Origin of the sequence: Rhizobium sp. WYJ-E13 (assembly GCF_018987265.1) — a bacterium.
GTDB lineage: Bacteria > Pseudomonadota > Alphaproteobacteria > Rhizobiales > Rhizobiaceae > Rhizobium.
The window spans coordinates 1,971,653-1,984,404 of sequence record NZ_CP076853.1; the positions used below are offsets into that span (position 1 = coordinate 1,971,653).

The 12,752-nt window shown below is 62.1% G+C and carries 12 protein-coding genes and 1 pseudogene; 8 read left to right on the plus strand and 5 right to left on the minus strand.

From position 1 onward, the window contains the following. Positions 1–86 precede the first annotated feature (86 nt). Entirely contained in the window at positions 87–461 is a 375-nt protein-coding gene (locus KQ933_RS09920; protein ID WP_216758612.1) for a hypothetical protein, read from the plus strand. A gap of 496 nt (positions 462–957) precedes the next feature. Here KQ933_RS09920 and KQ933_RS09925 read toward each other — a convergent pair whose 3' ends face one another. Continuing rightward, on the minus strand, positions 958–1,314 hold the full coding sequence (locus tag KQ933_RS09925; RefSeq protein WP_216758613.1) for a hypothetical protein: 357 nt from the start codon (positions 1,312–1,314) through the stop codon (positions 958–960). A 97-nt stretch (positions 1,315–1,411) separates the two neighbouring features. Between KQ933_RS09925 and KQ933_RS09930 the strand changes: the two genes are divergently transcribed. Next, positions 1,412–2,206, plus strand: coding sequence for a phosphodiester glycosidase family protein (locus KQ933_RS09930; RefSeq protein WP_216758614.1), 795 nt, complete (start codon positions 1,412–1,414; stop codon positions 2,204–2,206). 97 nt (positions 2,207–2,303) lie between these two features. Next, positions 2,304–2,543: pseudogene (locus tag KQ933_RS33375) on the plus strand (transposase); the annotation flags it as partial. Between the two features lie 307 nt (positions 2,544–2,850). Here the strand turns inward: KQ933_RS33375 and KQ933_RS09940 are convergent. Further along, the gene (locus KQ933_RS09940) at positions 2,851–3,546 is read right to left on the minus strand and encodes a VIT family protein (protein ID WP_216758616.1); all 696 of its coding nucleotides are present in this window, start codon (positions 3,544–3,546) and stop codon (positions 2,851–2,853) included. 687 nt (positions 3,547–4,233) lie between these two features. Beyond that, positions 4,234–4,782, minus strand: coding sequence for an isochorismatase family protein (locus KQ933_RS09945; RefSeq protein WP_216758617.1), 549 nt, complete (start codon positions 4,780–4,782; stop codon positions 4,234–4,236). A 231-nt stretch (positions 4,783–5,013) separates the two neighbouring features. Between KQ933_RS09945 and KQ933_RS09950 the strand changes: the two genes are divergently transcribed. Next, entirely contained in the window at positions 5,014–5,499 is a 486-nt protein-coding gene (locus KQ933_RS09950; protein ID WP_216758618.1) for a RidA family protein, read from the plus strand. Here KQ933_RS09950 and KQ933_RS09955 read toward each other — a convergent pair. Next, entirely contained in the window at positions 5,486–6,487 is a 1,002-nt protein-coding gene (locus KQ933_RS09955) for an AraC family transcriptional regulator (protein WP_216758619.1), read from the minus strand. The genes KQ933_RS09950 and KQ933_RS09955 overlap by 14 nt on opposite strands. Before the next feature lie 207 nt (positions 6,488–6,694). Here KQ933_RS09955 and KQ933_RS09960 point away from each other — a divergent pair, with 207 nt between their 5' ends. Continuing rightward, positions 6,695–7,465, plus strand: coding sequence for an alpha/beta fold hydrolase (locus KQ933_RS09960; RefSeq protein WP_216758620.1), 771 nt, complete (start codon positions 6,695–6,697; stop codon positions 7,463–7,465). Between the two features lie 184 nt (positions 7,466–7,649). Beyond that, positions 7,650–9,263, plus strand: a complete 1,614-nt coding sequence (locus KQ933_RS09965; protein ID WP_216758621.1) for a GMC oxidoreductase — start codon at positions 7,650–7,652, stop codon at positions 9,261–9,263. A 153-nt stretch (positions 9,264–9,416) separates the two neighbouring features. On the opposite strand, the gene KQ933_RS09970 is transcribed toward KQ933_RS09965, so the two are convergent. Then, positions 9,417–10,334, minus strand: a complete 918-nt coding sequence (locus KQ933_RS09970) for a DUF1003 domain-containing protein (RefSeq protein ID WP_216758622.1) — start codon at positions 10,332–10,334, stop codon at positions 9,417–9,419. Between the two features lie 243 nt (positions 10,335–10,577). On the opposite strand from KQ933_RS09970, the gene KQ933_RS09975 reads away from it, so the two are divergent. Further along, positions 10,578–11,567, plus strand: a complete 990-nt coding sequence (locus tag KQ933_RS09975; protein WP_216758623.1) for a DUF2332 domain-containing protein — start codon at positions 10,578–10,580, stop codon at positions 11,565–11,567. 131 nt (positions 11,568–11,698) lie between these two features. Further along, entirely contained in the window at positions 11,699–12,712 is a 1,014-nt protein-coding gene (locus KQ933_RS09980) for an aldo/keto reductase (RefSeq protein WP_216758624.1), read from the plus strand. Positions 12,713–12,752: the final 40 nt, after the last annotated feature.

The window sequence follows — 12,752 nt, forward strand, 5'->3', positions numbered from 1 at the left end:
TTGGCGGTCTTTGGGAACTTCCGGCTGCAGGGAGAATTCATAGCATGACGCACCCCTCGCCCTTCCACGGACGGCAGGAGTGGACCATGGCAAAGGTAACTGAGTTCAAGACAACAAGGGCGCTCGCCGTAGCACTTTGCGCCGCCCTGCTTTTCAGCGGCGCTGCCAAGTGGCCGGCCCTGCCGAACTCGGGCTTTTTGACCGGCCGGGCCGCAGCCCCCGAGGATGTCGATAACGGAACGGCGATCTTTGCCACCGGGCAGGATGACCAGAGCGACGGCAAGCCGATCGATATCGAAATCCCGCAATACGGCTATTTCCGCCAGGAAGACAAATACGTCATCATCCTTCAGGCCGAGAAATACGATGGGCAAAGCATCATCGGCGCCGAGACATTCGATGGCAAGAAGGTGGTGGGATTGATCGACGAGTTCGACCTGCTGGGCGTCCACGCCCGATAGTTTTCCGTGCGCAGGCAGAGCCATGCCCCCCAAGCGCTCAAAAAAAAGAGGCTCGTCGGGAGAGACGGCCTCGAAATTGCGTCAATTTGGCCCAGCTCCACAAGGCCGACCTCAGCCTAGCCATCGTCAGGGGAATCGCCACCCCCAATCGGGTGATATCCGGCGGGATTGTGACGATTTTTTTGAGAAAGGTGGAGGGATTCAAGGGTGGATTCCGTCGCGTGAGCCGGGGCTTTGGGGTGTGCGGATATCGGGCGTGTTGACGGCGTCCCGGTCAGGAGGCATGCGCGGTCCGTACCTGCTCGTAAAAACCCCTCCCCAACCCCTCCCCACAAGGCGGGAGGGACTAATCTGCGGCACCGCTTTCGCTCATTTCGAAACGTCGAAAATATGGAAAGCCGGTGCAGCAGGTTAAGCCCCTCCCCCTTGTGGGGAGGGGTTGGGGCGGGGTCTTCGATAGGTCCGAACCGGCTACATTCCCAGATGACTCGGGCTTTCAGGCACCGTGCACGGCAAGTCCGATAACCGCCGTGAGCAAGAAGAGACAGAAGCCGGCGGCGACACCGGCAAAGATGCCGGCGGCAAGGCTTGATTTCGGTGCGATCCAGACGGCGACCGCCTGCGGCCCGACCAGCAGGCAAAGCGCCTGCGCAGCGCCTGCAAGGCCGAACCGCATATCGAGCTGCGGCGCGGTTCCTATCGCCACCTCGGCCCACAAGACGATGCCGCCGAAGACGATGACACCCGCGATGCCGCCGAGCGCCCAGCCATAGGCTTTTCGCGCGCGCCAGATCTCCCAAAGGGCGGGCGGCAGGGCCAATATCCATGGCAGCAGGTCGGTCAGCGTGTGCATGCGGCAAACTTCGCAGGTAGACGTTAATTTGATCCTCGTTCTCGCCTTCTTTCCCCGTCATCAGCTACGAGTCACGGGCCATGACTCAGGAGATGCCATGCTTCGCACCATATTCGCCTTTTACCTGCTCCTTGCCGGCGCGCTTGCCGCGCGCGCTCAGGCTCCCGATGCAGACGGCACGCCGGTGCCTGCAGATCCCTGCGCGCGCCAAAATTTCGAAGGCGCCGCCTATATCGTCTGCGGCGTCGATCCCGCCAAGGCGGATCTGCGCCTGTTCTGGAAGGATGCCGCGGGCAAGCCCTATCGCAGGTTTTCGGGCGTCGCCGATGCTGTCACCGGTGAAGGACATCGGCTCCTCTTTGCCATGAATGCCGGCATGTACCGCGAGGATTTCACGCCGATGGGGCTCTATGTCGAGGATGGCAAGGGGCTGATACCGGTCAACGTGGAGGCGCCGCCCAAGGTTTCCGGCCCGGTGCCGAACTTCTTCAAGCGGCCGAACGGCATCTTCTATCTCGACGAGGCAGGCGCCCACATCGTCTCAACCGAAGACTTCCTGAAGCAGAAACCGAACGTGCAGCTCGCCACGCAATCCGGCCCGATGCTGGTCATGTCAGGCAAGATCAACCCGATTTTCATACCGGGTTCGAGCGACCGCACGCGGCGCAACGGCGTCGGCCTCTCAGCCGACGGCACGCTGCGCTTCGTCATCAGCGAAGGCGACGTGAACTTCCACGATTTCGCAAGCCTCTTCCGCGACGAACTGAAATGCCCCGACGCACTCTTCCTCGACGGCGGAAACGGCACTGGTCTCTACAATCCGGCGCTCGGCCGCAACGACACATCCTGGCACGGCGGCTACGGACCCATCATCGCTTTGGTGGGGGGCTAGGCGATTCCAGCTGAGGTCTAGAGTGGTTCTGCGTTCGGAATACCGATCTGTCCTGTGTCGTCCTCAGCGACAGGGTCGGCTATCTGCCGGAGCGATGGCGAGCGCACGCTGCAATCCCTTCCACAAACCGGTGCGCGAGACCACCGTGCGCATCCAGACCGGCAAGGTCATCCGGCTCGTCACCAACGACCTCGATGCCCCAGCCCGGGAAATCGCCGACCACTACAAGCAGCGCTGGCAGATCGAACTGTTCTTCAAATGGATCAAGCGGAACCTCAAGATCCGGTATTTCATGGGAAATTCGGAGAACGCCGTACGTATCCAGATCTTCGTGGCGCCCCGCTCAGAAGCAACAAGATCGAAACACGACGCATCGCTTGTTCCTTCCAGGTTTACACCAGTCGTGGGGACCTTGAGCCCTTGCCCGGCCGTTAGAGGATCAATATCTCAAAGGCACAGCACGCTTTTACATCCGGCAATCAGGAAGGAGCCGCCAGCTTTCTCGAACCAGTTCAGACATAGTTCCCTCCGTGATCCGCCGCATATCGAAATAGAGCCGGTCTGAACCACGTCCAGAGTGCAATACTACCTTTAGTTGTATTTCGGCGCTCTACTATCGAAAATCCCCGTAGGGCGGACTCCGGCTAGACCGCCGTACCTACGATCGCGCCTATCCCCGCCGTCAACGCCATGGCGAAGGCGCCCCAGAAAGTCACGCGGGCGCTGGCTTTCAGAACACTGGCACCGCCTGCCCTCGCCCCTATGGCACCGAGAAGCGCCAGGGAGATCAGCGATGCGATGGCGACCGAGTAGATCAGTATCCGTGCAGGCGAAAGGATGACCATAAGCAGGGGCAAGGCGGCCCCCACGCCGAAAGTTGCCGCCGAGGTCAGGGCCGCTTGGATTGGACGCGCCTCCAAATGTTCGACAATTCCGAGTTCGTCTCGGGCATGGGCGTCTACGACGTTGTTGGCTGACAATTGAACGGCAACCTGCCGTGCCAGATCGTGAGTGAGGCCCCGCGCGACATATATCTGGGTCAGTTCGTCGAGCTCCGCCTCGGGCTGCGTCTGAAGCTCCACGCGTTCGCGAGCGAGGTCGGCCTTCTCCGTGTCCGCCTGCGTGCTGACCGAGACGTATTCGCCCGCAGCCATGGACATCGCGCCCGCGACGAGGCCCGCCACGCCCGCCACCAATACCTCCGATGTCCCTGGCGATGCGGAGGCGACGCCCATGATAAGACTGGCGGTCGAGACGATACCATCGTTTGCGCCAAGAATAGCGGCCCGCAGCCAGCCAATGCGAGCGATAAGATGGCTTTCGACATGCGGTCTCACCATATTCATCTCCCATCACCGCGAGTTCCGGTGGGTGCCGATTATGGCGATGTCACGTTGTTTGATCAACGTCGGAACAAGGCGTTTGTCTGAGACGTCAAACAGCTGAACCGGTCACGGAGGCAAGGCCGTCTGAGGCGTCGATAAGGGACCCCTACTGCGATGCGATCAAAACGACATCGGCGGCGAACGCGCCGGCACCGTTCTATATCTCCCATCCTATCCAGGTATCTCCCATCCTATCCCGGCGTCGTGAATGGCTCTAACGGCGTGACACTCAATTAGCCGTCGTCTGGCAATAAGAGTGCCGTTCCTTTGGTGGCAACGGGTCTTGAAATCGGAGAGTGGCTGCTGGATTTGCTGTTGTTGCCTTTTCGCGTCGAGCAGGCCGGCTCTCACAGTTGCACTCCCCGCGGGAATCTCCGCCCGCCTGATTTCTGCAGCAGGAGTTGCACTGCGACAGCTAGCAGAAAGAACATGCGATTCATCGACTTCGTCCTCTCCGGTTATCTGGCACGGGCATTCCGTCGACGTCACGAGATATAGTTGCGCTGAAGATTCAACAGGCCAAAGACGGCCCTTTCCAGAGCAATCTGCCAGAAGCGTGCGCCGGATCTGCGTTCAGAATCGCGTAAAAACAATGAGATATAGCATTTTCGTGATCCGAAATGCTCTAAACCTTACCCAAGGTCAAGCAGACTGCATCGCCACCAGCTGCCGCGTCTCGACGATCTCGGCGAAATCGGATGCCAGATGCGCCATCGTCACGTCGAAGATCTCCCGTGCCGAAAGATCGGCATTCGGCAGGTCGAAACCGAGCACAGCGTCCTTGACGACGCTCATCTTGAAGCCGAGGTCGGAGCCGGCGCGCACGGTGGTATTGACGCAAAAGCCGGCGACCGCCCCAACCACCACCAGATCCGTGATCCCGACCTCGTGCAGATAGCCTTCAAGCTCGGTGGAGGCGAAGGCCGACGACGTGGATTTGACGAAGACCGGCTCGTTCTCCCACGCCACGGCGCAGGGCATCGGCCGGTATCCCGGCGCATGTTCGTTGAGCGCCGAGCTCTCGTCGGCCTCGCGATGGCGGATATGGATGACCGGCTTGCGGGCGGCGCGGAATGCGGCGGCAAGGGCCGCGATATTCTGTCCCGCCTCGCCGTTCACATGCGCGCGCCCGGCATCGAGCCGCTCCTGCATGACCATCTGCATATCGATGATGAGGAGTGCGCTCGTCATGGTTCCCTGGTCCTTTTCCGCGCTTCGAGGGCTCTGGAAGAGCTTTAGCATCTGCTGCCGGTCAAGTCGCTTGCAAAACAGGACAACGGGCTCGACAGGTCATCACTTCTGCGCCAGCAGACATTATTTCTGCCCACATTGCATGGGCTGGATGGTTGGCCGAGCTGCGGCGCCGATGCGGCGCCAGCCTCTCGTTGGAACTTCCCGAACAATGACAGGAGCCAATCACCCATGTCGCAGATCGAAAGCCAGCTACAACGGTTTGGACTAGAACTTCCGGCGCCGATCGTCCTTCCGCCTGATGTGAAACTCTCCTTCCCCTGGGTCCGCATTTCAGGGTCGAAGGCCTATATTTCCGGACACGGGCCGCTCAATACAGACGGGTCGATTGCCAGACCGCTCGGAAAGGTGGGGAAAGATCTGTCGCTGGAAGAAGGCTACCATGCCGCACGCCTGACCGCACTGGCCATGTTGGCCAGCCTGAAAGTTGCGTTGGGTGACCTGGACCGGGTGGAAAGCTGGCTTCGCGTCTTCGGCATGGTGAATACAGATCCCTCCTTCAACTCATATCCACGCGTCATCAATGGCTTCAGCGACCTTATCGCAGAGGTTTACGGCGGCGAACGCGGATCCCACGCCCGCTCCGCTATCGGCGTGGCAGGCCTGCCATTTGATATTCCCGTCGAGATTGAAGCTGAGGTTCTTATACGGCCTTAGCGACGACCTGGACGTCAGGCTGGTCAAGATCGGCAAGCGATTTCCGATCAGGAAACTCCCCTGGCCTTTGGCCGCCGTCAGCGCGCCGAGCTGCGCGATAACGGCCGGGCGACAGGCCGTGGTGGCGATGGAACAACTTCGAGAAGGCGGCGACGGTTTCGTAGCCAACGCGGCTTGCGATCCGGGCAATCCCCTCATCGCTTGATTCCAGCAGGAACGCAGCCTCCGACATCCGGCGTGCGATCAGATAGCGCTGCATGGACTGGCCGACGAGCTTGGTGAAGCGAGCCGAAAACACCGAGCGGCCGAGCCCCACGCGATGTGCGAGGTCGCGAAGTGTCCAGGGCAGATCCGGTCGTTCGTGGATCAACTCGAGCGCCCGTCCGATATAGGGGTCCGCCATCGCTCCAAGCCATCCGCCTTCCCCCGGCCGGAGAGATTTGATCCAGCTTCGCAACACCTCGACGAAGAGCACCTCTGTCATTCGCGACAGCGCGACGCGTTGGCCGGGGCGTTCAAGCGCCGACTCGCTCACCATGCGGCGCAGGATAGCCTCGAGCCACTCACCGTCCATCGCCGGCTTCAGGAGAAGCACGGGCGGAAGCAGTTCCATCACGCTGCCGCGCGCGGGCCACGACAGAATGAAATTGCCGCAGATCATCGTCGAGAGCGGCTGCGCGCTGCCGCCATGATGCACGACGCCAAGATGCGCGGGTCGGTCGAGGTCCGTAACCAGGAAAGGCTTCGTCCCGCTGTCCGAGTAGATCAGATGCGGCTCGCCGCGTGTGATGACGACGAGATCGCCCTCCGCCATGCGGAGCTCTTGCCCCTGTTCAAGCGCAAGCGTGGCCGAGCCACGACTGAGATAATGGAACAGGGCGTAGGGGCGCTCCGGCAAGGCCAGGTTCCAGGGATGACCGAGCTCGAAGTGAAAGAGCAGGGTTCCGCTAAGGCGAACGCGATCGAGCACTTCGGTGAGGATGTCCATGACTGATGTTAGTCCGCCGGACGGTCGGACACAATATCCGGACGATCGGGGCCTAACGTCCGAGAAACCTTCGTATTATTCCGGGTCGAGGTGAGCCAACAGGGTCACCCAGCAAGCAATTTGGCAAGCTGCCGCAACACGAAGCGCGACTAAGCGCCTGCCCTTTCCCTGGGGTTGGGGTTGTCGGCGTCCCAACAGGAGCAAGCAATGCGAAATAGACTACTCTTAGCCGCCACCGTTCTCGTCGCCGGGGCAGCGTTTGCCGCACCCGCCCGATCGGCTGATCTACCCAAGGGGGCGGCGCACAACATCGTGCTCGTCCATGGCGCTTTCGTCGACCAGACAAGCTGGAAGCCCGTTGCCGACATTCTCACGAAGAAGGGCTATAAGGTAACGCTGGTCGAAAATCCGCTCACGTCGCTGGCCGCGGATGTCGATGCCACCAGGCAGGCACTGGCGAAACAGGACGGCAAGACCGTCCTCGTTGGCCACTCCTGGGCCGGCGTGGTCATCACGCAAGCCGGTGACGATCCCAAGGTCTCGGCGCTCGTCTATGTCTCCGCCTTCGCGCCTGACGTTGGAGAATCTCTGGCGACCCTGGCCAAGCACGGCCCGGCAACCGAAGGCACCAGGGCAATTCATCCCGACGACAAGGGCAACCTCTATATCGATCCCAAGGTGTTTCCCTCGGCGGTCGCGGCGGACCTGCCGTTGAAGGTCGCCGAATCCCTGGCAAACTCGCAGCTTCCGCTGAACCACACAGCTTACGAGGCTCCGGTCGATATCGCGGCCTGGCACGACAAGCCGACATTCTATGTGATCAGCACCAAGGACAAGGTCATCGCACCGGAGACCCAGAAGCTGTTCGCGGCCAGGATCAAGGCCAAGACCACGGAGGTGGCTGGCAGCCATGCCTCCCTTGTCGTCCATGCGGCGGAAGTCGCTGCGGTCATTGAAAAGGCCGCGCTCACGAAGTGACGATCCTGCTCCCGGTGCCACCGTGCCGGGAGTACTCCTCCTCCGCTGAAAACGCGCAGGGGCAAGGCGCCCCACCGCCAGGCAGCGCCTCGTGACAACCAGCGGCTGAATTTCCGCAAGAATGCATTATGCCGTTTCGTGAAATCCGGCTATGATCCCGCCATCACAGCCGAGGGGTGGTGAAATGATTTCGTCGCTTCAAAGCCTGCTTGCGGGGCGTGTCGACGTGTGCGTCGTCGGCTCCGGGCCCGTCGGTCTGGCGCTGGGCATCAGGCTTGCCCGGTCGGGGCTTTCGGTCGCGCTGCTGGAATCCGGCGGCAAGACCATTTCCGAGAAGACCAACCGGCTGGCGGCGGCCGCCTCCATCAGCACCGCACACCATGCCGAAGCGAGCCTGACGATCCGCCGGGCGGTGGGCGGCACTTCGAAAGCCTGGGGCGGCCGATGCGTGGAGTTCGACGACAGCGATTTCGATGGCAGGCCGGCGCGCGGCGATGCCCGCTGGCCGATCGAGCACAGCGCCTTCAGGGCCTACTATGACGATGCCCGCACCTTTCTCGGCGCCGAGCTGTCAAACGTCGAGATACCAGGCGTCGAGATGCCTGACATGGACGGCGATTTCGAACCCTCGATCGAGAGCTGGGCGCGCGAGCCGGATATGGCAAAAGCGCACGGAGCGCTGATCGAGAGCCTGCCGAACCTGCACCTCGTCACCCAGGCGACCGTGATCGGCCTCGATCTCGACCGCGAAGGCGCCCGCATGAAACGGGCGCTCGTGTGGCATCGCGGCAAGCTGCACTCGCTGGGCGCGACGATCTTCGTGCTGGCCTGCGGCGGGCGGGAAAATGCCCGGCTGCTGCTGGCGGCGCAGGAAATCGCGCCGCGGCTTTTCGGCGGCGTCGATGGCCCGCTCGGGCGCTATTACATGGGGCATCTGGCCGGCGAACTCGCCCGTATCCGCTTTGCCGACCGCTCCTTCATGGAAAAGATGTTCTTCCGGCGCAACGGCACCGGCGCCTGGTTCCGCTCGCGGCTGATCCCGAGCATTGCCCTGCAGAACGAGCGCGATCTCTTAAACAGCGTCTTCTGGCTGCGCAGCCCGCCGCTGGAGGAAGTCTATTCGACGGCGGGCGCCCGCGCGACGCTGAACATGATCAGGGCGATATCAGGCAGGCGCCGGATGCGCCGCATGTCCTTCAAGGCGAAGGCGCCCGACACCGCCTCGCTGTCCGATCTGGTCTCTAACCCCGTGGAGAGCTTCAACGCCGCCCTGCAGCTGACGACGGCGGCGCTGAAATCCGAGCGCCAGCCGAATTTCTTCGTGAAGAACGACGAGCATCTCTATTGGCTCGCCTATCACAGCGAACAGCTGCCGGTCGCCGCAAACCGCGTGCGGCTAAGCTCCGAGGTCGACGAAACCGGCCTGAAACGGCTTGCCGTCAGCTTCGATTTCGCCGAGGAGGATCTCGCCTCGCTGATCAGGAGCCACCATGCGCTGGCCGAATGGATCACCAGGCGGCGGATCGGCACCGTCGAATGGCTCTACCCCGAGGAAACGCTCTCCGCCGCCGTCCGCGGCCAGGCGCTCGACGGCTACCACCAGATCGGCCTGACGAGAATGGGCGCCTCGCCGCGGACGAGCGTGGTCGACGGCAACTGCCGCTGCCACGACCTCGAAAACCTCTATGTCGCCGGCAGCTCGGTACTCCCGGTGTCAGGACAAGCGAACCCGACGCTCCCGGCCGTGGCGCTGGCGCTGCGGCTGGCGGATCATTTGAAGGGGGAGTTACGGGGATAGCGTGGGCCATGCCTCCTCCGCCCTGCCCGGCACAAGCAGTCATTCGACCGGGTGACGCGAGCCACGGAGTGTCTTCGTCAGCTTGATCGCTCTTGCAACGATCTCATCCTGAGCGCGGCAAGCAGGAAGGAAAATGGGGCCGCGCCGAACCGGCTATTCTCCCTTTTCCTCGGTCTCGTCCGCCGCAGGCTTGCCGCCGAAGAGGCTCTTGAGCGCGTTGGTCTTGGATTTCTGCGCCTTGCTCAGCTTCAGCGCCCGATTGGCGGCCTTGGCCTGTTCCAGCATCATCTCGATCTGGATCTGCTGGATCTCGGTCAGCCGTTCCCACTGCCGGTTCAACAGGTGATCGACCTTTTCGTGCAGGTGGCGGATTTCCAGTTCGGCCTTGAGATTGACCTTGTAGTCGTTGAGCGCCCGCAGCCGATCCTTTGCTTCCTGGCGGCGCTGGCTCATCATGATGATCGGCGCCTGCAGGGCGGCGATGGTCGAGAGGATCAGGTTCAGCAGGATGAAAGGATAGACGTCGAAGGCAGCCTTCTCGCCAAGCACCAGGTTGATGCCCATCCAGACGGCGAGGAAGAAGCAGAAGGAGATGATGAAGGTCCAGCTTCCGCCGAAGGTCGCGACGACATCGGCGACGCGATCGCCGAGCGAACGGCGCTCCTCGTAATCCTCTTCGATGTTTTCGGCGAGCGTGTCGTGGCTCTTCAGGCTCTCGACGACCTCGTCCTCGAGGTTGGAGAGCTCGCCGCGTTCGTCGCGCAGCAATTCGGCAATGTACTGGCCGCGGTAGTCATCGATCGTCTTGCGGCTGATATAGTCGTCCGAACGGATGCCGGGGTGCTTCTGCCGCACGAAATCGGCAAGCGCCGGGCGCAGATCGTCAAAATGGAAGGCGTCCTTCTTCTTCAGTGTGTGGCCTGTGATCGCGTCCACCAGCTTGACGGACTTCGCCTTGGCCTGCGCCAGGCTCTTCGAATAGTCGTCCATCTCGACGGTGGCGGCCTCTCCGTGCCCGGCATCGAAGTCGACGATTTCACCTGTGAGATCAAGGGGCTTCTCTTCTGCCATCTGCCGATCCTCGTTGCCGATTTTTCGCCCGTCTAGCCGTCAATTCGAACAGGATTGTGGCATGGATTTAGTCGCAAATTGAGAGGGCTGCCGGAGGCGCGATCTGTGTCGCACAGCTGCCTCCGCCCTGCACGGCAGACCTCGGCGTCGGGCGAAGGAAGAGCGGTCATTCGGCCTGAGTACTGCCATCCGATCCTGATATCCTGTACTGTGGCCAGACGTCGAAATCGGGGATCAGCTGATATGGACGAGGAGGGCTTGGCCGAGATCTCGGCCCGGTATGTTCGCTTCGCCGATACGGAAGCCCACGGCCGTTCGCCGCTCTACGAGGCGTTGGCGCGTGCGGTTGCCGGGGACCGGGAGACACTCGGCTTCCTGGCGACCCTCCCCCACATGAAAAGGCAGCCGAACCTTCTGCTTGCGGCGGTGCGTCACCTGTTCGGCACGCCGACGGACTGGTGCGAGTTCCGCCAGGCGCTCCTGGCCCATCCCGACGCTGTCCGTTCGCTGATGCTCGAGCGTTCGACGCAGACTAACGAACCGGGACGGTGCGCCTCGCTGCTCCCCGTCCTGACGCGATTGCCGCAGCCGCTGGCGCTCCTCGAGGTCGGGACCTCCGCAGGGCTCTGCCTCATGCCCGACCTCTATGGCTACGACTACGGCCACAAGGCGATCCGCGCACCCGTGATGGGCTCAGAGCCGCCTGTCCTGCGTTGCTCCGCCAGTAAGACGACCCCATTGCCGACGGCAGCACCGCACGTCGTCTGGCGAGCGGGGCTGGACCTCGCTCCAATCGATGCTTCGGATCCTGCGCAGGTCGCATGGCTTAAGACACTGGTCTGGCCGGAGCAGACGGAACGGCTTGCCAATCTGCAGGCGGCCATCAGGATCGCCGCCACGGTCAAGCCACGGATCATCAAGGGCGACCTGCGCGGGAGCGAGTTCGCCCGGCTCTGCAGGCAAGCGCCCAAGGATGCCACCCTTGTCGTCTTTCACACGGCTGTCCTCGACTACGTCTCCGACCCCGCAGACAGGGAGGCTTTCGCCGAGCAGGCGATGCGTCTCGCGCCCTATTGGGTATCGAACGAGTTCCCCCGCGCATTCCCGTCCATCGCCGAGCGCGCAGGAACGAGCTGGCCACCCGGGCGCTTCCTCCTGTCCGTGAACCGCTCTCCCCTCGCCTGGACCGACCCGCATGGCGCTTCGCTCGAATGGATCGCGGACGAGGCTTGAGGCCGTATTTATGAATTTCGTTCGTAAATCCTGCGAATAGCGGATGGCTACCGCTGCGGCTCCGCTTTCTCCATCTTCGGATCCAGCAGGAACGAACCTGTTCTACTCAGTCAAGATGGAAGGATAAGACGATGGCTCTCAAGGATATTTTGCCTGGCAAGCTCGGCTTCGGTGCCGCCCCTCTCGGAAACATGTTCCGCGATATTCCCGAGCAGGAGGCGCGCGCCACTGTCGAGGCAGCCTGGAATGACGGCATCAGATATTACGACAATGCGCCCTTTTACGGCGCTGGTCTTGCGGAGATCCGGATGGGCGAGGCGCTCGCAGACAAGCCTCGTGACCAGTATGTGATCAGCACCAAGGTCGGCCGGGTGATCCTTGACGAGATCGAGGATGTGAGCGCCCGCGACCTCGGCGAAAAAGGCGATGTCTTCAAATACGGTCGCCCCAACAAGATCGTCAACGATTACACCGAGGATGCGACCTACCGATCGATCGAAGACAGCCTCAAGCGCCTCAAGACCGATCATATCGATATCGCCTGGGTTCATGATATCGCCCAGGATTTCTACGGCGACGAATGGCTTGGCAGGTTCGAGGAGGCGCGAAAGGGTGCGTTTCGTGCCCTTGACCGGATGCGCGACGAAGGCGTGATCAAGGCCTGGGGACTTGGCGTCAACAAGGTCGAACCGATCGAACTGCTGCTGGCACTGGACGAGCCCCGGCCGGACGGTTTCCTGCTTGCCGGGCGTTACTCCCTGCTCGACCATGAGCGTGCGCTCCAGCGCGTGATGCCTGATGTGGCCGAGCGAGGTCTCGGCATCGTCGTCGGCGGGCCTTACAGCTCCGGCGCACTGGTCGGCGGACCGAATTTCGAATATGCGCCGGCGACCCCGGCAATCCTTGCCAAGGTTGCCGCGATCAAGGCGATTGCCGATCGCCACGGCATTTCGATGAAGGCCGCGGGCCTGCAGTTCGCCCTCGCCAATCCCGCCGTCGCTGCAGTCATACCGGGAGCCAGCCATCCTTCCCGCATTGCCGAGGACAGCGCCGCGCTCGCAGAGACCATCCCGACGGGGTTCTGGCGCGAACTGCGCGAATCTGGGCTCGTCCATCCGGCGGCGCCGCTGCCGATTGCAGACTGAACCACACGCTCGTCACTCATACCGGCCGGGTCGCCATCGC